The organism is Kitasatospora purpeofusca (assembly GCF_000718025.1).
GTDB classification, from domain to species: domain Bacteria; phylum Actinomycetota; class Actinomycetes; order Streptomycetales; family Streptomycetaceae; genus Kitasatospora; species Kitasatospora purpeofusca.
Genome location: NZ_JODS01000047.1, coordinates 15,795 through 37,783 on the forward strand (window position 1 = coordinate 15,795; position 21,989 = coordinate 37,783).

Here is a 21,989-nt window from a genome sequence, read left to right on the forward strand (position 1 = left end):
GGACCGACGGCGCGGAACCGGCGCGCGGGACCGACCGGACGCACCGAGGGGCGCGCGGACATGGTCCTCGCGCCCCTCGTCGTCGGTCCGGTACGCTGCCGCCGCTCAGTCCTGCGGCGTGAAGTACGAGACCAACTGCGCCACACCCGGCTCGACGCCCTTCCACGAGCCCGAAAAGCTGAGCACCGCGACGGCCGCGGTCGGGAAGCCGCCCAGCCGCAGCCGCTCCAGCGCGTCCCGGTCGCCCTCGTCGCCGGCCAGCACCTGGGTCAGGCCCAGCACCCCCGGGTTGTGGCCCACCAGGACCACGTCCGCGTACTCCTCCGGGGTCTCCTGGAGGACGGTGATGATCTCGCCGGGGCTGGCGTCGTAGACCCGGTCCTCGTAGACGGTCCGCCGCACCCGCTTCGGCAGCTCGTGCGCGGCGAGCTTCCAGGTCTCCCGGGTGCGCAGCGCGGTGGAGCAGAGCACGTAGTCGGGGTTGATGCCGGAATCGGCGAGCCAGCGGCCGGATTCCGGGGCCTGGTGGCGGCCCCGGTCGGCCAGCGGCCGCTCGTGGTCGTCGACGCCGTCCGGCCAGTCGGCCTTGGCATGGCGGAGAACGATGATCCTGCGGGGCGTGTCGGCGCTCATACCCAGCAAGCTTGGCAGAAAAGCCGGCCGCGGGCGCGATGCTGCCCGATGGCGCCACCCCCGGCGTCGGGGAGTGCCATCATGCGGGGTTCACCGGGCGTCCCCCCGGGGTCAGCCGATGTTCCGGGCGACGATCGCGACGATCACCAGCAGGACGACGATGCCGACGATGATCGCGGCGAGCTGGCCGAGCTTCTTGTGGCCGTCGGTGGGGTTCGGTTCGAGAACGGGCATGCCCGGATTCTCCCACCCCGGACACGCCCGTCCCCCACCGGGACCCGTTCTCCCCCGACCGGGACCGGTCAGGCCGCGACGGCCCCGGAGGCCGTCGCCACCGCCTCGTCCTCGATGTGCCGGGCCCGGGCCGCCCGCAGGCCGAACAGCATCTGCGGCACCAGCAGCACCGCCAGGAAGCCGAGCGGCAGGTACCACTCGCCGGTGGCCTGGTAGAGCCGGCCGATCAGGATCGGGCCGGGGATCGAGATCAGGTAGCCGACGCCCTGGGCGAAGGCGGACAGCTGGGCCACCCCGCCGGCCGTCCGGGCGCGCAGGCCGATCATGGTCAGCACCAGCGGGAAGGCGCAGTTGGACAGGCCCACCAGGACCGCCCACAGCCACGGCGCACCGGCCGGGGCCAGCGCCAGCCCGGTGTAGCCGGCGATGCCGAAGGCCGCCAGGACCACCACGAAGAGCCGCTGGTCGCCGCGCCGGGCGGCCAGGTTGGGCAGCACGAAGGAGACCGGCACACCGATCACCATGGTCAGCGCCAGCAGCACGCCCGAGGTGCCCGAGGAGACCCCGGCGTCCTGGAAGATCGTCGGCAGCCAGCCCATCACCACGTACGCGCCGGTGGCCTGGAAGCCGAAGAAGATCGCCAGCGCCCAGGCGGTGCGGCTGCGGGTGATCGGCAGCCGCACGGTGTCCGCCGCGCCGGCCGCCGGTCCGGCGGAGTCCCGCCGCCGGCCCACCAGCACCGGGATCCAGAGCAGCAGGGCGACGGCGCCGAGCCCGGCCCAGACCCCGAGGCCGAGCCGCCAGTCGCCGCCGAGCCCCTTGGTCAGCGGGACGGTGACGGCGGCGGCCAGCGCGGTGCCCGCCGAGAGCGCCATCGAGTAGAGGCCGATCATCGGCCCGACCTTCTCCGGGAAGTACCGCTTGATGACCACCGGGATCAGCACGTTGGAGACCGCCACACCGGCCAGCGCGAGCGCGGTGAGCAGCAGGAAGACCGCCGTGCCGCCGGCGAAGGAGCGGGCCAGCACGCCCGCGGTGATCGCGCCCATGCCCGCGGTGACCACCGCGACCGGGCCGAGCCGCCGGGCCAGCCCGGGCGCGGCGAAGCCGAACAGGGCGAAGCAGAGCGAGGGGACGGCGGTGAGCAGGCCGGCGACGGTCGGGCTCATCCCGAGGTCGGTGCGGACCTGGTCAAGCAGCGGCCCGAGGCTGGTGACCACCGGGCGGAGGTTGAACGCGGCGGCGGCGATCGCGAGGGCGAACAGCCAGCCGAGGTGGCGACTTCTGGGCGGGGCCGGCCGCTCGGTCTGCGGCCGGTCGGCACCCCGGGGGTCGACCCGGGTGGAAGCGGTGACGGGATCTGCGGTGTCTGCTGCGGACGACATGCGGGCCATCATAGAATGATGGGATGAATTAGCGCATCCTCGAATTGGCATGATGGCCCGACCCACCCGACCCAAGGAGTCCCCCGTGGCGCTGTCCTCGCCGAGGCGCACCCCGCTGTCCGACCAGGTGATCGCCCAACTGCGCGCGCAGATCACCTCCGGGGAGTGGCCCGTCGGCTCGCGCATCCCCACCGAGGCCGCCCTGGTCGAACAGCTGGGCGTGGCCCGCAACACCGTCCGCGAAGCCGTCCGCGCCCTCGCCCACAACGGACTGCTCGACATCCGCCAGGGCTCCGGCACCTACGTCCTCGCCGCCAGCGAACTCGCCGGCGTCATGCACCGCCGCTTCGCCGACGCCGACCGGGCCCAGGTCGCCGAACTGCGCACCACCCTGGAGACCGCCGCCGCCGGCCTCGCCGCCGCCCGCCGCACCGACCGCGACCTCGACCTCATGGACTCCGCCCTCGCCCGCCGCGAGGACGCCTGGCACTCCGGCAACGCCGAGGACTTCGTCCAGGCCGACGCCGCCTTCCACCAGACCGTGGTCGCCGCCGCCCACAACGACGTGCTCTCCGCCCTCTACGCCGACCTCGGCGAGGTCACCCGGGCCCTGCTGCGCCACGACGTCGGCCCCGAGATCGTCCCCGAGCGCTACCTCGGCCACGACGACATCATCGACGCCATCCGCGCCCGCGACGCCCAGCGCGCCTCGCACGAGGCCGGCCGCGCCATCGGCGCCTGCGACCGGGAGGGCTGACCGGGGGGCGGCCCGCGGGCGCTCGCGCCAGCACCCGCACCGGCGCCCGCGGGTGCACCGACGCGGGCACGCGCCTTGCGGGAGCCCGCTTTTGGCGTGCTAACGTCCCGTGAAAATTCGCGAACGGCCGGTCTCCGGCCGGATGTGGACCACAACGGGGAGAAGTGATGGCGGATCCGGACCTGAAGCTGGGCCAGGGACCGGGCGGGGGGCCCACCAAGGTGTCGACCGGCGCGCTGGACAAGGCGGCCACCGCGCTCGACGGCATCGCGACCGACAGCACCGCGGCCGGGAAGACCGCCGACGAGTCGACCGAGGCCGCCGCCGGCAAGCTGAGCGGCTGGGACACCGCCGCCGCCCTGCGCGGCGCGGTCAAGGAGTGGCACGAGCAGGTGTCGCAGCTCAACGGCCGCCTCAACCAGGAGGCCGGGATGATGCGGCAGACCCACACCAACTACCTGAACGTCGAGCACGGCATCGCCTCGTCGTTCGGCGGGAACGGCACGCCGTTCGCCGGGAACGGTGCGGGCGGATGAGCCTGCTCGGTTTCGAGGACGTCATGAAGGCGGACCCGTCGGCGATGGCCAAGGCCGTCGCCGACTGGACCGAGATGGCCCGCAAGTACCAGGGCGTCCAGCAGCGGCTGGAGACCGAGGTGCTCCCGGTCACCGGCGGCCAGAACCTGTGGTTCGGCTCGACCGCCTCCGCGGCCAACCTGCACATCAGCATGACCCGGCAGCAGAGCGTCGACGCGCAGACCGAGGCCAAGGCCGTCGCCTCGATCATCAAGGACGCCCAGGGCGACTTCGAGTCGGCGCAGAAGAAGCTCAAGCAGACCGTCGCCGACGCCCAGGCCGACGGCATGAAGGTGACCGGCACCGGAAACGTCCTGTTCGACGTCGGCGCCCTCTCCAAGGAGGAGCGCGACTACTACCACCACGACCCGGACTACCAGCAGTCCCGGCACGAGGCCGCCGGCCAGTGGTCGCGGAAGATCACGATCTTCCTGGAGGAGGCGACCGCCGCCGACCAGCGGGCCGCCCTCCAACTGCGCCGCGCCGCCAAGGTCGGCGACCCGCTCGACCAGTTCAACGGCCAGGCGGTCGGCGGCGGCGACGAGGCCGACGGCCGGCGCGCCGCCGAACTCGCGGCCCGGCTCAAGGACGGCAAGACCCTCAGCCCGGAGGAGCTCGCCGAGCTCAACAACCTGATGAAGGCCAACTCCGGCAGCCCCGTCTACGGCCAGACGCTGCTCAACACGCTCGGCCCCGAGGGCACCCTGCTGCTCGCCGACGAGCTGGAGCTCCGGCTCAACGACCGCGACGGCAAGCTCAAGGGCGAGTACGGCGAGCTCCAGACCAACCTCGCCAACACCATCGCCGGCGCCACCAGGGACCCGAACACGAAGTTCTACCAGGACTTCCGCAAGGGCCTCCAGGAAGCCGGCGTCAAGAACATCAACGCCCGCCACTTCGGCGGCAAGACCGAACCGATCTACGGCTACCAGACCCTCGCCACCCTGCTCCAGCACGGCAACGCCGGGTACGGCAAGGAGTTCCTGAACGACCTCGGCACCGACGTCCTCGCCGCCGAGCGCGCCGACAAGAACCGCTGGTCCGCGCACCAGTTCAACGGCCCGCGCCCGGACCTGGTGTACGACCCCGTGGACGGCGTGCTCAAGCTGATGGGCCAGAACCCGGACGCCGCCACCATGTTCCTGGACCCGAAGTCGCCCGGCGCCGAGGACCGCCTCAAGTACCTGCTGCGCGACCGCGAGTGGCCCACCACGTACACCAACACCCTCTTCGGTCCGCCGATGAACGACAAGGGCACCCACCAGGACGGCCTGGCCGCCGCCCTGGAAGCCGCCGCCACCGGCGACGTCCCCGGCGAGGGAAGCCACAACGGCGGCCCCCACACCCCGGCCCAGGCCCGGGTGATGCAGGGCGCCATCGACGCCCTGGACGGCGGGGGCAAGGGCAGCGAGATCCACGACGATCTCAAGATGCCGATCGCCAACGCGCTGTCGGACTACGTGGACGACACGCACCTGATCCTGAGCGAGGACGTCAGCAACGTTCAGCACAACGGCGCCTGGGAGAAGAACGGCGAGGGCCACCTCGGCGGAAGCTCCGACCACCTCGTCCGGGTGATGCGCGGCGTCGCCGACGACCCGGAGGCCTACGCCACGCTGTACGCCGCCGAGCGGGCCAAAGCCGCCGACGCCCTGGCCGTCCTCCCGCCCGATCCTCAGCACGCCCCGGAGGACCGGGACATCCCGGCTCGGCAGGTCGGCACGGCACTCGGTGCCTACGACGCGATCCGGACCTCCGTCATCCTGGACGAGAAGGACGACCGGATGGAGTGGGCCGAGAAGACGGGCGAGTTCGCCTCCACGGTGAACGGCAGCGTGACCGGGTTCATCCCGGAGGTCGGTGACATCGCGGGCGGCCTCGTCGATCTCGGCATCTCCGAGTGGAGCGACCACATCAAGGAGGACGCCCAGAACGCGGGCAACTCCAAGTCGGCCGATGCCCACTACGCCGCGCTCACCCAGGGCAAGGCCATGGCCGCAGGCTGGGGCGACGCGCACCACGCGGACCCGAAGACGACCAGCGTGGTCTCGCAGGAACTGGGCACCGGCCACACCACCGGTCATGCGAACGCCATGAGCGCCCTCGGACGGAACGGCCAGAAGTGACCATCTCCCGACGGACCTGGGCCGTCGTCGTGGGCGTGCTGGTCCTCGCCCTCGGCGCGGGCGGCTTCGCGACGTGGCAGTACACCAACCTGTTCCTGCCGGACCGCCTCTGCGACGGCGCCGTCGCCGCGAAGGACGTCCAGCAGGTCCTGGGCGACGGCAGGATCGAGGTCGTGCAGAGCCGCCTGCCGAAGGACCTCGCCGAGCCGGCAGGCCGTTGCGTGATCCAGGTAAGGGGCGGCGCCGACCTCACCCTCCAGAGCCACGGTGTCGAACGTGCCGACAAGCGCAGCTTTGTCGATCCCGCGATGTCCCAGCCGGACCGGGGGCCGCTCGGTGCCTTCGCCAACGACACCGGCTGGCTGGTGCTCCCGGCGGGCTGCCGGAGGGCCACCACTGGCAGCACGGAGGATTTCCCGGACCGGGACGCCGACATCCTCGCCGCGGACGTGCGCCATCGCGGCAAGCACGAGCTCATGTGGCAGGACGACCCGTCCAAGGAGACTCCCGACCAGGAGGCTCGCGCCGCCCTCGCCCGGCTCGCCGCGGACTTCGGCGCGGCCCTGGCCAAGTCGTCCGGCTGCGGCTCCGCCGACGTGCCGGACATGCACCTCACCGCCCCCGGCCCGGCCGTCACGCCCGCGACCGACGGGCAGCTCTGCGGCCTGCCGGGCGTCGGGACCGGCCGGAACCTGCCGGAGCTGGCCCAGCGGGTCAGCGATCCGGCCGCGCCGCTCCAGTCCTGCTGGGTCTACAGCCAGATCATGTCCGAACCCGCGCTCCGCTTCACCGTCACCACCGACACCCGCTATCCGACCTTCGTCGCCACCAGGAAGAGTCTGGACACCCCGCTGCCGACCGGTTGGCGAGGTGCGGGCACGGACCGCGCGGTCCACGCGCAGTGCGGAAAGGACGACCTCTTCCTCCACCTGTCCGGACGGTCCGACCTCGTCGCCCCCGAACCCAGCGCCTTCAGCACTCCGCTGTTCGCCTCCTGGGCGAACGCCGTGGCCGCGCAGCGCGGCTGCGAGCCGGTCGCCCCCAAGTAACACCGAAACGCCGCTGCCCGGCACCCCTCCCACGAGAAGAGGGGTGCCGGGCAGCGGCGTTCGTACCTACCGGAGGCGTCAGGCGCCGATGGCGTGCAGGCCGCCGTCGACGTGGACGATCTCGCCGGTGGTCTTCGGGAACCAGTCCGACAGCAGGGCGACGACGCCGCGGCCGGCCGGCTCCGGGTCGCTCAGGTCCCACTTCAGCGGGGAGCGGTCCTCCCAGGTGGCGGCCAGGTCGCCGAAGCCCGGGATGGACTTGGCGGCCATCGAGCCGATCGGGCCCGCCGAGACCAGGTTGCAGCGGATGTTCCGCTCGCCCAGGTAGCGCGCCAGGTAGCGGTTGGTCGACTCCAGGGCGGCCTTGGCCGGGCCCATCCAGTCGTACTGCGGCCAGGCGTACTGGGCGTCGAAGGTGAGGCCGACGACCGCGCCGCCGTCCTGCATCAGCGGCAGCAGCGCCGTGGTGAGCGACTTCAGCGAGTACGCCGAGACGTGCATGGCGGTGGCCACGGACTCCCACGGCGTGTTCAGGAAGTTGCCGCCCAGGGCGTCCTGCGGGGCGAAGCCGATCGAGTGGACGATGCCGTCCAGGGTCGGCAGGTGCTCGCGCACCTGGTCGGCGATGCCGGCCAGCTGCTCAGGGCTGGAGACGTCGAGCTCCAGCACCTTGACCGGGTTCGGCAGCTTCTTGGCGATGCGCTCGGTCAGGCTCGGCCGCGGGAAGGCGGTGAGGATGATCTCGGCACCCTGCTCCTGGGCCAGCTTGGCGGTGTGGAAGGCGATGGAGGACTCCATCAGCACACCCGTGATCAGAATGCGCTTTCCCTCAAGGATTCCGCTCATGACTCAGTGACCCATGCCCAATCCGCCGTCCACGGGAATGACGGCTCCGGTGATGTACGCGGCCTCGTCCGAACCGAGGAACCGCACGGTGGAAGCGACCTCGGCGGGCGCCGCGTAGCGGCCCAGGGGCACGCCGGCGACGATCTCCGCGCGGCGCTCGTCGGTGAGCACCGCGGTCATGTCGGTGTCCACGAAGCCGGGGGCGACCACGTTGACGGTGATGTTGCGCGGGCCCAGCTCGCGCGCCAGCGAACGGGCGAAGCCGACCAGGCCGGCCTTGGACGCGGCGTAGTTGGCCTGGCCCGGCGAGCCGGAGAGGCCGACGACCGAGGAGATCAGCACGATCCGGCCCTTGCGGGCGCGCATCATCAGCTTGGACGCGCGCTTCACGACCCGGAAGGTGCCGGTGAGGTTGGTGTCCAGGACGGAGGTGAAGGCCTCCTCGGACATCCGCAGCAGCAGGGTGTCGTTGGTGATGCCGGCGTTGGCGACCAGCACCTCGACCGCGCCGCCGTGCGCGGCCTCGATCTCGGTCAGCGCGGCGTCGACCTGGGCACTGTCGGTGATGTCGCAGCGCACCGCGAGCACGTCGTACTTGGCCAGTGCCTCGGGGACCTCACCCGAGCGGCTGGTGATGGCGACCTTGTCGCCCGCCTCGGCGAAGGCCAGGGCGATCGCGAGGCCGATGCCCCGGTTGCCTCCGGTGACGAGAACCGAGCGGCTCAACGATCCACCTCTCTCCGTTGTGTGCGCACGCCGTGTGTCCGCGTACCACTCCGTGATGATGTCCGCGCACGTCGAAACGATGTACGCGGTGCGACGCTATCGGTCGGCCCGGCGCGGCGACGAATCGGGCTCCCACAGCGCAGCACCGGTGGAACTGTCGGTATCCGACAATCCGGCCCGGGGCGGAATTCCCGCCGTTCCCCCACGTGGCGGGGCCGTATTGTCGTGTCCACTGAGCCGCACGTCCGGGAACCCGGCGGCGGGGCACGCCCGTTGTGCCCCCTGGTGCGGCACGAGCCGGGGCCGCCGCACCGGGGCCGACCCGGGCCCCACGGCCGGACACGGGCCCCGGCGACGACGATGCGGAGCGCGGAATGAGCGAGGCACAGGCCGGGACGACCCACCGGCGCGGACGACTGGCGGCCCTGGCCGCACTGGCGGCCGGCGCGGGAGCGGTCGCCTGGGCGCTGCGCGACCTGCCGGCGGCGTTCGGCCGGCGGCCGGACGGCGAGCGGGAGGAGCGGCTGCGCAACTCCCCGCAGTACCGCGACGGCGTCTTCCACAACGCGCCCTCCGAGCTGGCCCGGCCGACCGCCCAGGCGGGCATCGACGTGGAGACGGTGCGCCGGGCGCTGTTCCAGCGCGACGGCCGCACGCCGAGCCACCCGGTGCCGACCGTCCGCCCCGCCGAGGGCGCCGGGCCGGCCGCCGAGGGCGTGGCGGTCACCTGGTACGGGCACGCCTCGGCGCTGGTCGAGGTCGAGGGCGCGCGGGTGCTGCTCGACCCGATCTGGAGCGAGCGGTGCTCCCCCGCCGCGCAGGTCGGCCCGCGTCGGCTGCACCCGGTGCCGGTGGAGCTGGAGGAGCTGCCGCAGGTGGACGCGGTGCTGATCTCGCACGACCACTACGACCACCTGGACATGGCGACCGTCCGGCGGCTGGTGCGCAGCCAGTCCGCGCCGTTCGCGGTGCCGCTCGGCATCGGCGCCCACCTGCGCCGCTGGGGCGTGCCCGAGCACCGGATCATCGAGCTGGACTGGAACGAGACCTGCACGCTGGGCGAGCTCACGGTCACCCTGACCGCCGCCCACCACTTCTCCGGCCGGGGCCTGACCCGCAACACCACGCTGTGGGGCTCCTGGGTGATCGCCGGCCCGAACCGCCGGGTCTACTACACCGGTGACTCCGGCTACTTCGAGGGCTATGCGCGGATCGGCGCCCAGCACGGCCCGTTCGACGCCGCGCTGGTGCAGGTCGGCGCGTACGACCCGGCGTGGGCCGACATCCACATGACGCCGGAGGACGCCGTCCTCGCGCACCGCGAGCTGGACGCCGGGCTGCTGGTCCCGGTGCACTGGTGCACCTTCAACCTGGGCCTGCACCCGTGGGCCGAGCCGATCGAGCGGCTGCTGGTGGCGGCCAAGGAGCACGGCGTGCCGCTGGCGGTGCCGCGCCCGGGCGAGCGGGTCGACATCGACAACCCGCCGGAGCCGGACGGCTGGTGGGAGGGCGTCGCCTGAGCCGGACGGGACCGGGGCGCGCCGGGCCCGCGCCCGCGGGGCCGCACTGCGGGCCACGCCGGAAGGAATGCGCTGGCCGAAACCCCTGCGACGGGCCATGATGCCGTGCGGGTACCCCCGTTCACCCGGGGGTCCTGCACCACCGTCCCCCCGACCAGGGAGCCCGATTGCCTCCGCTGCCCCCGACCAGCACGCCCCCGGCCCCCGGCGGCGCCGCCCCGCGCACCGTCGACCCGCTCTTCCTCGGCCTGCCGCTGCGCGCCCTGGCCGACGCCGCCCTCACCCGGGCCCGTGAACTCGGCGTCGACCACGCCGACTTCCGCCTGGAGCGGGTGCGCAGCGCCTCCTGGCGGCTGCGCGACGCCCGCCCGGCCGGCACCTCCGACAGCGTCCAGCTCGGCTTCGCCGTCCGGGTGCTGCTGGACGGCGCCTGGGGCTTCGCCGCCGGGGTGGACCTCACCCCGGACGCGGCGGCGCGGGTGGCCGAGCAGGCCGTCGCGGTGGCCCGGCTGTCCGGCGGGATCAGCCGCGCGGCGGGCTCGAAGGAGCGGGTGGAACTGGCCGCGGAGCCGGTGCACCCGGACGTCACCTGGGTGTCCGCGTACGACGTGAACCCCTTCGAGGTGCCGGACGCCGAGAAGACGGCGCTGCTCGCCGGGTGGAGCTCGCGGCTGCTGGCCGCCGAGGGCGTCTCGCACGTGCAGGCGACCCTGCTGACCGTGCAGGAGAACAAGTTCTACGCGGACACCGCCGGCACCGTCACCACCCAGCAGCGGATCCGGCTGCACCCGGAGCTGGAGGCCACCTCGGTGGACGGGCGCACCGGTGCCTTCGAGTCGATGCGCACCCTCGCGCCGCCGGTCGGCCGCGGCTTCGAGTACCTCACCGGCACCGGCTGGGACTGGGAGGCCGAACTCGCCGAGCTGCCCGTCCTGCTGGCCGAGAAGATGCGGGCGCCGAGCGTCGAGGCGGGCCGCTACGACCTGGTGATCGACCCGTCCAACCTGTGGCTGACCATCCACGAGTCGATCGGCCACGCCACCGAACTGGACCGCGCGCTCGGCTACGAGGCCGCCTACGCCGGCACCTCCTTCGCCACCTTCGACAAGCTCGGCTCGCTGCGGTACGGCTCCGAGCTGATGCACGTCACCGGCGACCGCACCGCCGAGCACGGCCTGTCCACCGTCGGCTACGACGACGAGGGGGTGGCCGCGCAGTCCTGGGACCTGGTCAAGGACGGGGTGCTGGTCGGCTACCAGCTCGACCGGGCGATGGCCGCGCTCAAGGGCCTCGGACGCTCCAACGGCTGCGCCTTCGCCGACTCCCCCGCGCACGTGCCGGTGCAGCGGATGGCGAACGTCTCGCTGCAGCCCGCCGCCGACGGCCCGTCCACCGAGGGCCTGTTCGCGGACGTCGAGAACGGCCTGTACATCGTCGGTGACCGCTCCTGGTCGATCGACATGCAGCGGTACAACTTCCAGTTCACCGGCCAGCGCGCCTACGCCATCCGCAACGGCGAACTCGCGGGCCAGGTCAAGGACTTCGCCTACCAGGCGACCACCACCGACTTCTGGGGCTCGATGACGGCCGTCGGCGGCCCGCAGACCTATGTGCTGGGCGGCGCCTTCAACTGCGGCAAGGCGCAGCCCGGCCAGGTCGCCGCCGTCAGCCACGGCTGCCCGTCGGCGCTGTTCCGGAACGTCAATGTGCTCAACACCCAGCAGGAGGCGGGTCACTGATGGCCGCGACGCAGCCCCACGAACTCGTCGAGCTCGCGCTCGGCCTCTCCCGCGCCGACGGCTGCGTGGTGATCGCCGACGAGGAGTCGACCGCCAATCTGCGCTGGGCCGGCAACGCCCTCACCACCAACGGCGTCACCCGGGGCCGGCGGCTCACCGTGATCGCCACGGTGGACGGCGCCGAGGGCACCGCCTCCGGCGCGGTCTCCCGCGAGGCCGTCGTCCCGGAGGAGGTGGCCGCGCTGGTCCTGGCCGCCGAGGAGGCCGCCCGCGCCGCCGGGCCGGCCGAGGACGCCCGGCCGCTGGTCACCGCCGCCGAGCAGACGCCCTCGCCGGACTTCACCGCGCCACCGGCGGAGACCTCGATCGAGGTGTTCGCGCAGTTCGCGCCCGCCCTCGGCCGGGCCTTCGCCGAGGCCGCCGGGCGGGGCGAGCTGCTGTACGGCTTCGCCCGGCACGAGCTGGTCACCAGCTACCTGGGCACCTCCACCGGCCTGCGGCTGCGGCACGACCAGCCGACCGGCATGGTCGAGCTGAACGCCAAGGCCGCCGACCTGTCCGACTCGGCCTGGGTCGGCGCCGCCACCCGGGACTTCGCCGACGTGGACGTCACGGCGCTGCACGCCGAGGCGACCCGGCGGCTCGGCTGGGGTGCCCGGCGGATCGACCTGCCGGCCGGCCGGTACGAGACGCTGCTGCCGCCGTCGGCCGTCGCCGACCTGATGATCCACCTCAACTGGTCGTCCGGCGGCCGGGACGCCGTCGAGGGCCGGACGGTGTTCTCCCGGCCCGGCGGAGGCACCCGGATCGGCGACAAGCTGGCCGCGCTGCCGCTGACGCTGCGCTCCGACCCGGCCGAACCGGGCCTGGAGTGCGCGCCGTTCGTCCTCACGCACGCCAGCGAGGACGAGTCCTCGGTGTTCGACAACGGCCTGCCGCTGACCGCCACCGACTGGATCCGCGACGGCGAGCTGGCCTCGCTGGTCACCAGCCGTCACTCGGCCGCGCTGGGCGGCCTGCCGGCGCGCCCCGCGGTCGACAACCTCGTCCTGGAGGCGGCCGGGCAGGAGTCCGCGCCGACCCTGGAGGAGATGATCGCCGGCACCGAGCGCGGCCTGCTGCTCACCTGCCTCTGGTACATCCGCGAGGTGGACCCGGCGACGCTGCTGCTGACCGGTCTGACCCGGGACGGCGTCTACCTGGTGGAGAACGGCGAGGTGGTCGGGGCGGTCAACAACTTCCGCTTCAACGAGTCGCCGGTGGACCTGCTCGGCCGGATCACCGAGGTGGGCCGGACCGAGCGCTGCCTGCCGCGCGAGTGGAGCGACTGGTTCACCCGGACGGCGATGCCGCCGGTCCGGGTCACGGGATTCAACATGAGTTCGGTCAGCCAGGCCTCGTAGCCGGGCGGCCGTTGGGGGGGATCGATGGGGATGGACGAGAAGCGCACGGTCAGGACGAGCAAGATGCTGTCGCGGATCCTGCGGCACGAGCCGGAGCGGGTCGGGGTCGCCCTGGACCCGGCCGGCTGGGTGCGGGTGGACGTCCTGCTGGCCGCGCTGGCGGCCAGGGGCACCCGGCTGACCAGGGCCGAGCTGGACCACGTGGTGGCGACCAACAACAAGCGCCGCTTCGCCTACTCGCCGGACGGCCTCTCGATCCGGGCCAGCCAGGGGCACACGGTGGCGGTCGACCTCGGTCTGGCCGCCACCGAGCCCCCGCCGGTGCTGTTCCACGGCACCGCGACCCGGAGCCTGGACGCGATCCTCCGGGAGGGGCTGCGCCCGATGGCCCGGCAGGACGTCCACCTGTCCGCGGACTCCGAGACCGCGACCCGGGTGGGCTCCCGGCACGGCCGCCCGGTGGTGCTGCTGGTGGACGCGGCCGCGATGGCCGCCGCGGGCCACGAGTTCCGGGTGAGCGCCAACGGGGTCTGGCTGACGGACGAGGTCCCGCCGGAGTACCTCTCCCGGCGTCTTTGAGGCGTGTCCGCCGACCCGGTCTCGTCGCCGGACCCCTCCGGGCGTACCGTGAGGTGGCCGTGCGGCGAGGCGCGCGGGAGCGTGGACGAGGGCGGTAGGGACATGGGCAAGAGCACCGGGGCCGGACAGGTCCACCGGATCACGGGGGCCCGCAGCAGCCTCACCGAGGACGTCCGGGGCCGCCAGCGCCGCTACGTGGCGTCGATGCTGCTGCGGACGGTCTGCGTGCTGCTCGCGGTGGTGCTGTGGGACGTGCAGCGGTGGCTGGCGCTCGTGGCGCTGGCGGGCGGGGTGCTGCTGCCGTACTTCGCGGTGCTGGTCGCCAACGCGGGCCGGGAGCGCGCGCCGGGGCTGCCGTCCACCTTCGACGTGCCGCCGGAGACGCCGCTGATGCTGGGCCCAGGGGGCACCGGTGGCGGCGGGGCGAATGTGACTCACGGTACTGATGGGGCGGGCCGTGTGCCCACCGATCCTTCACAGTCCCGGAACTGAGCGCCCGCTTTGCCCGACTTTCCCTCGTTTGCCTGAGCGGAAAGCTCAAAAGAAGCTCAGATTAATCATGCAAGACCTCCCCATACCCGGTCCCTACCGTGACATACTGCGTACGCGCTCCGCATCCCCCGTCGGAGCGACGGACCGACGCCGGGCGGCTCCCCCCGTGGCTGCCCGGCGTCGCCATGTGTTCTCCCGGACCGGCTCCCCCGCCCTCCTCCGGTCCTCCGCCCCGAGGAACGGCTCCGGAGCGTGACAGACTGGCGGTGACCATCCCCCGCCGATCGCCCACGGATCGCCCGGCGATCACGCGCCGATCCGCTGCCGATCCGCCGCCGACCGCCCCGAGGACGACTCCGATGCTGCTCCCCGACGCCCCCCAGCCGCAGACCCCGATCTGCTCCGCCAAGGGCTGCCGCGCGGACGCCGTCTGGGTCCTGGTCTGGAACAACCCCAAGCTGCACACCCCGGACCGCCGCAAGACCTGGCTCGCCTGCGACGAGCACCGCGAGCACCTCTCCCAGTTCCTGGGCGTCCGCGGCTTCCTCAAGGAGGTCCTCCCCTTCGCCGGGTGGACCCCCGACGCGGGCTGAGCCTCCGCCGCACGCTAGCCGCCGATCGCCGACATCGGGCGGTCGGGCTGGTGGAACTCCGGGCTGTCGATCCCGGCGCCGGCCTTCTTGCCCCACATCGCCGTGCGCCAGCGGGCGGCCAGTTCGGCGTCGTCGGCGCCGGAGCGCAGCGCGGTGCGCAGATCGGTCTCGCCGGTGGCGAAGAGGCAGTCGCGGACCTGGCCGTCGGCGGTGAGCCGGGTGCGGTCGCAGGCGCGGCAGAACGGGCGGGTCACCGAGGCGATCACCCCGACCCGGCCCGGCCCGCCGTCCACCAGCCAGCGTTCGGCGGGAGCCGCGCCCCGGGTCGCGGAGGGCTCGGGGGTGAGGTCGAAGCGGGCGGACAGCCGCTCCAGGATCTCCTCGGCGGTGATCATCGAGGAGCGGTCCCAGCCGTGCTGGGCGTCCAGCGGCATCTGCTCGATGAACCGCAGCTCGTAGCCGCGCTCCAGGCACCAGGCGAGCAGCGCGGGCGCCTCGTCCTCGTTGACCCCGCGCATCAGCACCGCGTTGAGCTTGACCGGGGTGAGCCCGGCGGCCTCGGCGGCGGCCAGGCCGTCCAGGACGTCCTGGTGGCGGTGGCGCCGGGTGAGGGTGTGGAAGGTGTCCGGGTCGAGGGTGTCGAGCGAGACGTTGACCCGGTCCAGGCCCGCCTCGCGCAGCGCCGCCGCGGTGCGGGCGAGGCCGATGCCGTTGGTGGTGAGGGAGAGCTCTGGGCGCGGGTCGAGGGCGGCGCAGGCCTGGACGATGCCGACCAGTCCGGGGCGCAGCAGCGGCTCGCCGCCGGTGAAGCGGACCTCCTGGACGCCGAGGTCGCGCACCGCGACCGTCACCAGCCGGACGATCTCCTCGTCGGTGAGCAGGTCGGGCTTGGCCAGCCACTGGAGGCCCTGCTCCGGCATGCAGTAGGTGCAGCGCAGGTTGCACCGGTCGGTGAGGGAGACCCGGAGGTCGACGGCGCGGCGGCCGAAGGTGTCGAGCAGCACGGCGGTCCCTTCCCGAGTGAGGTGCCGCCTGGTGAGCGGCCGGCCCGGCCACCGTCACGACGGGGCCGGGCCAGCTTAATCGTCGCCTGTCCGTCAGTGGGCGCCCAGCCCGGTCAGCGAGCGGACCTCCAGTTCAGCGTACTTCGCCGGGTCGGCCTCCTCACGCGAGAGCACGGTGCCGATCCAGCCCGCGAGGAAGCCGACCGGGATCGAGACCAGGCCGGGGTTCTCCAGCGGGAACCAGTGGAAGTCGGAGTGCGGGAAGAGCGAGTTCTTCCCGCCCGAGACCACCGGCGAGAAGAGCACCAGCACCACCGAGGTGACCAGTCCGGCGTAGACGGAGCTGACCGCGCCGACCGTGTTGAAGCGCTTCCAGAAGAGCGAGTAGAGCAGGGTGGGCAGGTTCGCCGAGGCGGCGACCGCGAAGGCCAGGGCGACCAGGGCGGCGGTGTTGAGCTTGTCGGCGAACAGGCTGAGCGCGATCGCCACCGCGCCGATGCCGGCGGCGGCCCACTTGGCCACGTACACCTCCTGGCGCTCGGAGACCTTGCCGCGCCGGATGACGTTGGCGTAGAGGTCGTGGGCGAAGGAGGCCGAGGAGGCGAGGGTGAGCCCGGCGACCACGGCGAGGATGGTGGCGAAGGCGACCGCGGAGATCACCGCGAGCAGCACGGCGCCGCCGGTGGTGCCCGCGCCGCCGCCCAGGTTCTCGGCGAGCAGCGGGGCCGCGGTGTTGCCCGCCGCGTTGGAGGCCTTGATGGTCTTCGGGCCGACCAGTGCGGCGGCGCCGAAGCCGAGCGCCAGGGTCATCAGGTAGAAGCCGCCGATGATCCCGATCGCCCAGAGCACGGACTTCCGGGCCGCCTTGGCGGTGGGCACGGTGTAGAAGCGGACCAGGATGTGCGGCAGCCCGGCGGTGCCCAGCACCAGCGCGAGGCCGAGGCTGAGGAAGTCGAGCTTGCTGGTGCCGGTGGCCCCGTACTTCAGCCCGGGCTCCAGGAAGGCGTTGGCCTTGCCGCTGGCGTCGGCGGCGGCGCCGAGCAGGCTGGAGACGTTGAAGTGGTACTTGGCCAGCACCAGGAAGGTCATCAGCGCGGTACCGGCGATCAGCAGCACGGCCTTGACGATCTGCACCCAGGTGGTGCCCTTCATGCCCCCTATGGCGACGTAGAGGACCATCAGCGCGCCCACCGCGACGATGGTCCAGCGCTTGGCGCCGTCGCCGCTGACCCCGAGGAGCAGGGCGACCAGGGAGCCGGCGCCGACCATCTGGGCGAGCAGGTAGAAGATCGACACCACGATGGTGGAGATGCCGGCGGCGGTGCGCACCGGGCGCTGGCGCATCCGGAAGGCCAGTACGTCGGCCATGGTGTAGCGGCCGGAGTTGCGCAGCGGCTCGGCGACCAGCAGCAGGGCGACCAGCCAGGCGACCAGGAAGCCGATCGAGTACAGGAAGCCGTCGTAGCCGAACAGCGCGATGGCTCCGGCGATGCCGAGGAACGAGGCCGCGGACATGTAGTCGCCGGAGATGGCGAGGCCGTTCTGGAAGCCGGAGAAGCCCCGGCCGCCGGCGTAGAAGTCGGCGGCGTCCTTGGTCTGGCGGCCGGCCCAGACGGTGATGCCGAGGGTGGCGAGCACGAAGATCCCGAACAGGGTCATCGTGAGGCCGCGGTGGTCGGTGGCGGATGTGGCGAGCAGGTTCATTCGGCGGCCTCCCGGGGGGCGTGGACGACGGCGCCGCGCGCCTCACGGATGGCGGCCGCGGGCGGGTCCAGCCTCCGGGCGGCGTAACGCGCGTACCAGGCCGCGATGGCGAAGGTGGTGACGAACTGGAGCAGTCCGAGGACGAGGGCGACATTGATGTGCCCGACGACCTTGGTGCCCATCAGGCCGGGGGCGTAGCTGGAGAGCAGGACGTAGAGCAGGTACCAGAGCACGAAACCGATGGTGACCGGAAACGCGAAGCTCCGGAACGATGACCGGAGGCCGCGGAACTCCGCGCTCTCCTCAATGAGTTGGGTTTCGGTGGCGGTGGTGTCGATCGGCGGCGATTCCACTCTGACTCCTCACTCGTTCGGCGTAGTGGTCGCACCAGTGGAACGATCGGACGTGAGCGGCGTCACAGTCCGGATGCGCGCCGCGCAATGCTAGGAGGGTGGCGCGTAAGCCGAAAGGGTTTGACCGTGACCAGCCAGACGTTCACCCCTCTGCACTAATCGATTGGCCGAAAACCACCGTATCCGGGCAAACGAAAGGGGCGGCACCGGCCATTCGGTGCCGCCCCGACCTCCCGTCAGGACCTCTTCGCGACAGGCCCCCCGCGGAGGGCCCGGGATCAGAACGCGATCCGCACCTTCAGCGCGGAGCGGTCGGTCATCGCCCGGTAGCCGTCCGGAACGCCGTCGAGGTCGACCGTGCGGTCGAAGACCAGACCCGGCTCGATGGCGCCGGACAGCACGTCCGGGAGCAGCTCGGGGATGTAGGCCCGGGCCGGCGCGACGCCGCCGTTGAGCGAAACGTTTCGGCCGAACATCTGACCGATGTCCACGCCCGCGCTGCCGCCGTGCGGCACACCCACGTAACCGACCGCGCCGCCGTCCCGGGCGATCGACACGGCGGTGCGCATCGACTCCTCGGTGCCGACCGCCTCCAGCACGGCGTGCGCGCCCTGCCCGCCGGTCAGCTCCCGCACCGCCTCGATCGCCGCCTCGTCGCGCTCGGCGACCACGTCGGTCGCGCCGAACCGGCGGGCCAGGTCGGTCCGGGCGGTGTGCCGGCCCAGCGCGATGATCCGCCCGGCGCCCAGCCGGTGCGCGGCCAGCACCCCGCACAGGCCGACCGCGCCGTCCCCGACCACCGCCACCGTGGAGCCCTCCCGGACCCGCGCCGAGACCGCCGCGTGGTGACCGGTCGCCATCACGTCCGACAGCGCCAGCAGGCCCGGCAGCAGCTTCTCGTCGCCCAGCGCCTCCTTGGGCAGCTTCACCAGGGTGCCGTCCGCGAACGGGACGCGCACCGCCTCGCCCTGCCCGCCGTCCGAGCCGACCTCGCCCCAGAAGCCGCCGTGCGGGCAGGAGGTCTGCAGGCCCTCGCGGCAGAAGTCGCACGTGCCGTCCGACCAGACGAACGGCGCCACCACCAGGTCGCCCGGGCGGAAGTCGCGGACCTCGGCGCCGGCCTCCTCGACCACACCGAGGAACTCGTGCCCGATCCGCTGCCCGGCCACCCGCGAGGCGACGCCGCGGTACGCCCACAGGTCGCTGCCGCAGATGCAGGCGTTCACCACCCGCACCACGACGTCGGTCGGCTGCTGGACGACCGGGTCCGGCACCTGCTCGATCCGGATGTCATTGGGGCCGTGGATGACGGTGGCGCGCATGAGGGTTCGTCCTTCGCAGAGGTGTCCGCAGGGGTGGCGCGGACGACCGGAAAACAATCGACCAGATGTACGACGACTGCACCGCCCACTCTATTCCGGCCGGTCCCGGGCAACATTCCGGACCGCGGCGGACCGGGGCCGACCTGCCCGGAGCGCCCTCCGCGACCGCCGACGGGCCGTATTCTGTTGCACCATGTACGCGATCCAGCCCGAGACCCCCGGCGCAGCTCCGCGGACCGCCCCCCTCCCGGCACAGCGGTCCGCCGCGCCCGCCGCCGGCTTCGCGGTGGTGGACGTCGAGACCACCGGCCTCGGCCGCACGGACCGCGTCATCTCGGCGGGCGTCTACCAGCTGGACGAGGAGGGCGAGGTCACCGACCACTGGTACACCCTGGTCAACCCCCAGCGCGACCCCGGCCCGGTCTGGATCCACGGCCTCACCGGCGACCAGCTGGCCGACGCCCCCACCTTCCCGGAGATCGCCGGCGAGTTCGCCGAACGGCTGCGCGGCCGGGTCCTGGTCGCCCACAACGCGCTCTTCGACTGGAACATGATCTCCCGCGAGTTCTCCCGGGCCGGCCTGCACGCCCCGGTCGACCACCGGCTGTGCACCATGGTGCTCGCCCGCGACCTGCGGCTGCCGCTGCCCAACGGCAAGCTCTCCTCGCTCGCCGAGTACTTCGGCGTCCAGCAGCGCCAGGCGCACAACGCCCTCGACGACGCCCGGGTCCTCGCCGAGGCCTTCCGCCCCAGCCTGCACCTGGCCCGCTCGGGGGGCGTCCCGCTGCCGCTCCAGTCCTGCGTGGCCGTCACCGACCTCGGCGAGGACGCGCCCGCCTCCCCCTCCCGGGCCTCCTGGACCGGCGCCGCCTACCGCCAGGCCAAGAAGCGCCCGCCGTGCCCCTACCCCAACCCGGGGCGCTGGGAGGACGGCAGCCCGCTGGTCCAGGGCATGCGGGTGGCCTTCACGGGCGACACCGCCACCGACCGGGAGCTGCTGGAGGACCGCGCCGTCGAGGCCGGCCTGCACATCGCCACCTCGGTGAGCCGCCTCACCAGCCTGCTGGTGACCAACGAACCGGGCAGCTGGAGCGGCAAGGCCCGCCGCGCCCGCGAGCTCGGCACCCCCGTCGTCGGCGAGGACGCCTTCCTCCAGCTGCTGCGTGAGGTCGCCCCGCACCCCGGTGCGTGAGCCCGTTGTGAACAGGGCGTACCGTGCCCATGTGTACCGTTTTCTGCTCTCCCGGCGCTGGCTGATCACCCTGCTGATCGCCCTGCTGCTGATCCCCACGACCGTCCGGCTGGGGTTCTGGCAGCTGCACCGCCACGAGGCGCGGGTGGACCGCAACGAGCTGATCGCCCGGTCCCTCACCGACCCGCCCGTGCCGTTCGACACCCTGTCGGCGGCGCCCGGCTTCGCCGTCCCCAAGGACCTCACCTGGCGGACCGTGACGGCCACCGGGCAGTACGACCCGGCGCACGAGTTCGTGGTCCGCAAGCGGACCGACTCCAGCGGCGACAAGATCGGCTACTTCGTGGTCACCCCGCTGGTGCTCGCCGACGGCGCGGGCACCGTGCTGGTCAACCGGGGCTGGGTGGCCTCCGGCAACTCCGCGATCGAGTACCCCGCCGTGCCGGCCGCCCCGGCCGGCCAGGTCACCCTGACCGGCCGGCTGCGCGCCGACGAGGCCGCCGGCGGCAGCATCAAGGACCGGGCCGGACTGCCGGACCGGCAGTTCAACCTGATCAGCTCCACCCAGCAGGCCAAGGACACCGGCGCCGCCCTGCTCGGCGGCTACCTGGAGCTCACCGCCACCCAGCCGGCCCCGGCGGACCAGCCCGAGCTGCTGCCCGAGCCCAACCACTCCGACATCGGGCCGCACATGGCGTACGCGATCCAGTGGTGGCTGTTCACCGCGCTGATCCCGGTCGGGTTCGTGGTGATGGCCCGGCGCGAGGCCAAGGACCGCCGCAAGGAGGCCGCCGAGGCCGAGGGCGTGGCGGTCCCCGTCCCGGCCTGAGCCCGCGCCTGTCCCTGTCCCTGTCCCTGTCCCGCAGCTGCTAGAGCACGTCCTCCAGGTCGCGCAGCAGCCGGGCCTTGGCCCGGGCGCCGACCACCGCCTTCACCGGCTCGCCGCCGCGGAACACCATCAGCGTCGGCATCGACAGCACCCCGTAGGCCGCCTGGGTCTCCGGATTGTGGTCCACGTCCAGACTGACCACCGTCAGCCGGTGCGCCTCCTCCCGGGCGATGTCCGCCAGGACCGGCGCCATCTGGCGGCACGGCGGGCACCAGTCCGCCGTGAAGTCCACCAGCACCGGCCCCTCGGCGGCCAGCACCTCGGCGGCGAAGGTCCCGTCCGTCACCGCCGTCACTCCAGCGATCCGCATCATGCTCTACCTCTCCCCTGTGTTCCGGTCGGGGGCCGCGGACGCGGCCCACTCGCACTGCGGCGGCTCCGCGGCGGCCCCGGCCGCCAGCGCGTCGCGCTCCCGCTCCGCCCGGGCGAACTGCTCGGACACCTGGGAGCGGACCTCCTGCAGCCGGGCGATGCACTCGTCCAGCTCGGACAGCTTCTTCCGGTAGACCTCCAGCGAGGCCGGGCAGGAGTCGCCGTGCGGATGCCCCGCCTGGAGGCACTCGACGAACGGCCTGGTCTCCTCCAGCCCGAAGCCGAAGTCCTGGAGGGTGCGGATCTGCCGGAGCAGCCGCACGTCCTCCTCCCCGTACGCGCGGTACCCGTTGCCGGCCCGACGGGCCGGGAGCAGCCCGAGCTGCTCGTAGTACCGCAGTGCCCGGGTGGTCGTCCCCGCCCGCTTCGCCAGTTCACCGATCCGCATGTCCGGACCCTGCCCTTCCGGCAGCCGTCCGAACGCCGCCGGGACCGACGGTAGACCTTGACGCCGACGTCAACGCCAGTGGCCGCGTCCGCGTCCGCCTCTGCCTCC

At 73.0% G+C, this 21,989-nt stretch carries 23 protein-coding genes; 12 read left to right on the forward strand and 11 right to left on the reverse strand.

Features of this window, described 5'->3' with window-relative positions; translation table 11 throughout:
• Positions 1–105 precede the first annotated feature (105 nt).
• From IF01_RS0138245 to IF01_RS0138255, 3 genes are all read right to left on the reverse strand, one after another.
• A complete protein-coding gene (locus tag IF01_RS0138245) occupies positions 106–633 on the reverse strand; it encodes a SixA phosphatase family protein (protein ID WP_030398249.1) in 528 nt (175 codons plus the stop codon).
• A 111-nt stretch (positions 634–744) separates the two neighbouring features.
• Positions 745–867 (reverse strand): SGM_5486 family transporter-associated protein, encoded by a 123-nt coding sequence (locus IF01_RS51280; RefSeq protein WP_279617295.1) that lies wholly within the window; start codon positions 865–867, stop codon positions 745–747.
• 68 nt (positions 868–935) lie between these two features.
• Positions 936–2,261 (reverse strand): CynX/NimT family MFS transporter, encoded by a 1,326-nt coding sequence (locus tag IF01_RS0138255; protein WP_030398250.1) that lies wholly within the window; start codon positions 2,259–2,261, stop codon positions 936–938.
• A 76-nt stretch (positions 2,262–2,337) separates the two neighbouring features.
• Here IF01_RS0138255 and IF01_RS0138260 point away from each other — a divergent pair, with 76 nt between their 5' ends.
• The 4 genes from IF01_RS0138260 to IF01_RS0138275 all read left to right on the forward strand — a co-directional run bounded on the left by IF01_RS0138260 (position 2,338) and on the right by IF01_RS0138275 (position 6,759).
• Positions 2,338–3,009, forward strand: a complete 672-nt coding sequence (locus IF01_RS0138260; protein WP_030398251.1) for a FadR/GntR family transcriptional regulator — start codon at positions 2,338–2,340, stop codon at positions 3,007–3,009.
• A 167-nt stretch (positions 3,010–3,176) separates the two neighbouring features.
• Positions 3,177–3,545, forward strand: coding sequence for a WXG100 family type VII secretion target (locus tag IF01_RS44695; RefSeq protein WP_051743051.1), 369 nt, complete (start codon positions 3,177–3,179; stop codon positions 3,543–3,545).
• Positions 3,542–5,710: a DUF6571 family protein gene (locus tag IF01_RS0138270; protein WP_030398253.1), complete on the forward strand. Its 2,169-nt coding sequence runs from the start codon at positions 3,542–3,544 to the stop codon at positions 5,708–5,710. The genes IF01_RS44695 and IF01_RS0138270 overlap by 4 nt, the downstream gene beginning before the upstream one ends.
• Positions 5,707–6,759: a hypothetical protein gene (locus tag IF01_RS0138275; RefSeq protein ID WP_030398254.1), complete on the forward strand. Its 1,053-nt coding sequence runs from the start codon at positions 5,707–5,709 to the stop codon at positions 6,757–6,759. Before IF01_RS0138270 ends, IF01_RS0138275 begins: the two co-directional genes overlap by 4 nt.
• A 78-nt stretch (positions 6,760–6,837) precedes the next feature.
• On the opposite strand, the gene fabI is transcribed toward IF01_RS0138275, so the two are convergent.
• Both fabI and fabG read right to left on the reverse strand, forming a co-directional pair.
• On the reverse strand, positions 6,838–7,605 hold the full coding sequence (gene fabI, locus IF01_RS0138280; protein WP_030398255.1) for an enoyl-ACP reductase FabI: 768 nt from the start codon (positions 7,603–7,605) through the stop codon (positions 6,838–6,840).
• A 3-nt stretch (positions 7,606–7,608) separates the two neighbouring features.
• Positions 7,609–8,331, reverse strand: coding sequence for a 3-oxoacyl-[acyl-carrier-protein] reductase (gene fabG / locus IF01_RS0138285; protein WP_030398256.1), 723 nt, complete (start codon positions 8,329–8,331; stop codon positions 7,609–7,611).
• A 374-nt stretch (positions 8,332–8,705) separates the two neighbouring features.
• Between fabG and IF01_RS0138290 the strand changes: the two genes are divergently transcribed.
• The 6 genes from IF01_RS0138290 to IF01_RS0138315 all read left to right on the forward strand — a co-directional run bounded on the left by IF01_RS0138290 (position 8,706) and on the right by IF01_RS0138315 (position 14,657).
• Entirely contained in the window at positions 8,706–9,851 is a 1,146-nt protein-coding gene (locus IF01_RS0138290) for an MBL fold metallo-hydrolase (protein ID WP_030398257.1), read from the forward strand.
• A gap of 176 nt (positions 9,852–10,027) precedes the next feature.
• On the forward strand, positions 10,028–11,590 hold the full coding sequence (locus IF01_RS0138295; RefSeq protein ID WP_051757056.1) for a TldD/PmbA family protein: 1,563 nt from the start codon (positions 10,028–10,030) through the stop codon (positions 11,588–11,590).
• Positions 11,590–12,993, forward strand: coding sequence for a metallopeptidase TldD-related protein (locus IF01_RS0138300; RefSeq protein ID WP_030398259.1), 1,404 nt, complete (start codon positions 11,590–11,592; stop codon positions 12,991–12,993). Before IF01_RS0138295 ends, IF01_RS0138300 begins: the two co-directional genes overlap by 1 nt.
• A 30-nt stretch (positions 12,994–13,023) precedes the next feature.
• Complete coding sequence (locus IF01_RS0138305; RefSeq protein ID WP_030398260.1) at positions 13,024–13,572, forward strand: RNA 2'-phosphotransferase; 549 nt, start codon at positions 13,024–13,026, stop codon at positions 13,570–13,572.
• 102 nt (positions 13,573–13,674) lie between these two features.
• Positions 13,675–14,064: a DUF3099 domain-containing protein gene (locus tag IF01_RS43020; protein ID WP_037782792.1), complete on the forward strand. Its 390-nt coding sequence runs from the start codon at positions 13,675–13,677 to the stop codon at positions 14,062–14,064.
• A 359-nt stretch (positions 14,065–14,423) separates the two neighbouring features.
• Positions 14,424–14,657: a hypothetical protein gene (locus IF01_RS0138315; protein WP_030398262.1), complete on the forward strand. Its 234-nt coding sequence runs from the start codon at positions 14,424–14,426 to the stop codon at positions 14,655–14,657.
• 14 nt (positions 14,658–14,671) lie between these two features.
• Here the strand turns inward: IF01_RS0138315 and moaA are convergent, their stop codons facing one another.
• The 4 genes from moaA to IF01_RS0138335 all read right to left on the reverse strand — a co-directional run bounded on the left by moaA (position 14,672) and on the right by IF01_RS0138335 (position 19,040).
• Positions 14,672–15,661, reverse strand: coding sequence for a GTP 3',8-cyclase MoaA (gene moaA / locus IF01_RS0138320; RefSeq protein WP_030398263.1), 990 nt, complete (start codon positions 15,659–15,661; stop codon positions 14,672–14,674).
• A gap of 93 nt (positions 15,662–15,754) precedes the next feature.
• Entirely contained in the window at positions 15,755–17,365 is a 1,611-nt protein-coding gene (locus IF01_RS0138325) for a monocarboxylic acid transporter (RefSeq protein WP_030398264.1), read from the reverse strand.
• Positions 17,362–17,718 carry a DUF485 domain-containing protein gene (locus IF01_RS0138330; RefSeq protein ID WP_045940051.1) on the reverse strand — a complete coding sequence of 119 codons (357 nt, stop codon included), beginning with the start codon at positions 17,716–17,718 and terminating at the stop codon, positions 17,362–17,364. Before IF01_RS0138330 ends, IF01_RS0138325 begins: the two co-directional genes overlap by 4 nt.
• A 278-nt stretch (positions 17,719–17,996) precedes the next feature.
• On the reverse strand, positions 17,997–19,040 hold the full coding sequence (locus tag IF01_RS0138335; protein WP_030398266.1) for a zinc-dependent alcohol dehydrogenase family protein: 1,044 nt from the start codon (positions 19,038–19,040) through the stop codon (positions 17,997–17,999).
• Between the two features lie 193 nt (positions 19,041–19,233).
• On the opposite strand from IF01_RS0138335, the gene IF01_RS0138340 reads away from it, so the two are divergent.
• The gene (locus IF01_RS0138340; protein WP_030398267.1) at positions 19,234–20,232 is read left to right on the forward strand and encodes a DEDDh family exonuclease; all 999 of its coding nucleotides are present in this window, start codon (positions 19,234–19,236) and stop codon (positions 20,230–20,232) included.
• Between the two features lie 31 nt (positions 20,233–20,263).
• Positions 20,264–21,061, forward strand: coding sequence for an SURF1 family cytochrome oxidase biogenesis protein (locus IF01_RS0138345; protein WP_030398268.1), 798 nt, complete (start codon positions 20,264–20,266; stop codon positions 21,059–21,061).
• 40 nt (positions 21,062–21,101) lie between these two features.
• Here IF01_RS0138345 and trxA read toward each other — a convergent pair whose 3' ends face one another.
• Both trxA and IF01_RS0138355 read right to left on the reverse strand, forming a co-directional pair.
• Positions 21,102–21,434, reverse strand: coding sequence for a thioredoxin (gene trxA / locus IF01_RS0138350; protein WP_030398269.1), 333 nt, complete (start codon positions 21,432–21,434; stop codon positions 21,102–21,104).
• Between the two features lie 3 nt (positions 21,435–21,437).
• Positions 21,438–21,881: a MerR family transcriptional regulator gene (locus IF01_RS0138355; RefSeq protein WP_045940049.1), complete on the reverse strand. Its 444-nt coding sequence runs from the start codon at positions 21,879–21,881 to the stop codon at positions 21,438–21,440.
• Positions 21,882–21,989 lie beyond the last annotated feature (108 nt).

Bases quoted from the DNA above. Each gene is read 5' to 3' on its own strand.
- IF01_RS0138245 (WP_030398249.1), bottom strand. From the start codon at position 633: ATGAGCGCCGACACGCCCCGCAGGATCATCGTTCTCCGCCATGCCAAG.
- IF01_RS51280 (WP_279617295.1), bottom strand. From the start codon at position 867: ATGCCCGTTCTCGAACCGAACCCCACCGACGGCCACAAGAAGCTCGGC.
- IF01_RS0138255 (WP_030398250.1), bottom strand. From the start codon at position 2,261: ATGGCCCGCATGTCGTCCGCAGCAGACACCGCAGATCCCGTCACCGCT.
- IF01_RS44695 (WP_051743051.1), top strand. From the start codon at position 3,177: ATGGCGGATCCGGACCTGAAGCTGGGCCAGGGACCGGGCGGGGGGCCC.
- IF01_RS0138270 (WP_030398253.1), top strand. From the start codon at position 3,542: ATGAGCCTGCTCGGTTTCGAGGACGTCATGAAGGCGGACCCGTCGGCG.
- fabI (WP_030398255.1), bottom strand. From the start codon at position 7,605: ATGAGCGGAATCCTTGAGGGAAAGCGCATTCTGATCACGGGTGTGCTG.
- IF01_RS0138290 (WP_030398257.1), top strand. From the start codon at position 8,706: ATGAGCGAGGCACAGGCCGGGACGACCCACCGGCGCGGACGACTGGCG.
- IF01_RS0138300 (WP_030398259.1), top strand. From the start codon at position 11,590: ATGGCCGCGACGCAGCCCCACGAACTCGTCGAGCTCGCGCTCGGCCTC.
- IF01_RS0138305 (WP_030398260.1), top strand. From the start codon at position 13,024: ATGGACGAGAAGCGCACGGTCAGGACGAGCAAGATGCTGTCGCGGATC.
- IF01_RS43020 (WP_037782792.1), top strand. From the start codon at position 13,675: ATGGGCAAGAGCACCGGGGCCGGACAGGTCCACCGGATCACGGGGGCC.
- IF01_RS0138315 (WP_030398262.1), top strand. From the start codon at position 14,424: ATGCTGCTCCCCGACGCCCCCCAGCCGCAGACCCCGATCTGCTCCGCC.
- IF01_RS0138325 (WP_030398264.1), bottom strand. From the start codon at position 17,365: ATGAACCTGCTCGCCACATCCGCCACCGACCACCGCGGCCTCACGATG.
- IF01_RS0138335 (WP_030398266.1), bottom strand. From the start codon at position 19,040: ATGCGCGCCACCGTCATCCACGGCCCCAATGACATCCGGATCGAGCAG.
- IF01_RS0138340 (WP_030398267.1), top strand. From the start codon at position 19,234: ATGTACGCGATCCAGCCCGAGACCCCCGGCGCAGCTCCGCGGACCGCC.
- trxA (WP_030398269.1), bottom strand. From the start codon at position 21,434: ATGATGCGGATCGCTGGAGTGACGGCGGTGACGGACGGGACCTTCGCC.
- IF01_RS0138355 (WP_045940049.1), bottom strand. From the start codon at position 21,881: ATGCGGATCGGTGAACTGGCGAAGCGGGCGGGGACGACCACCCGGGCA.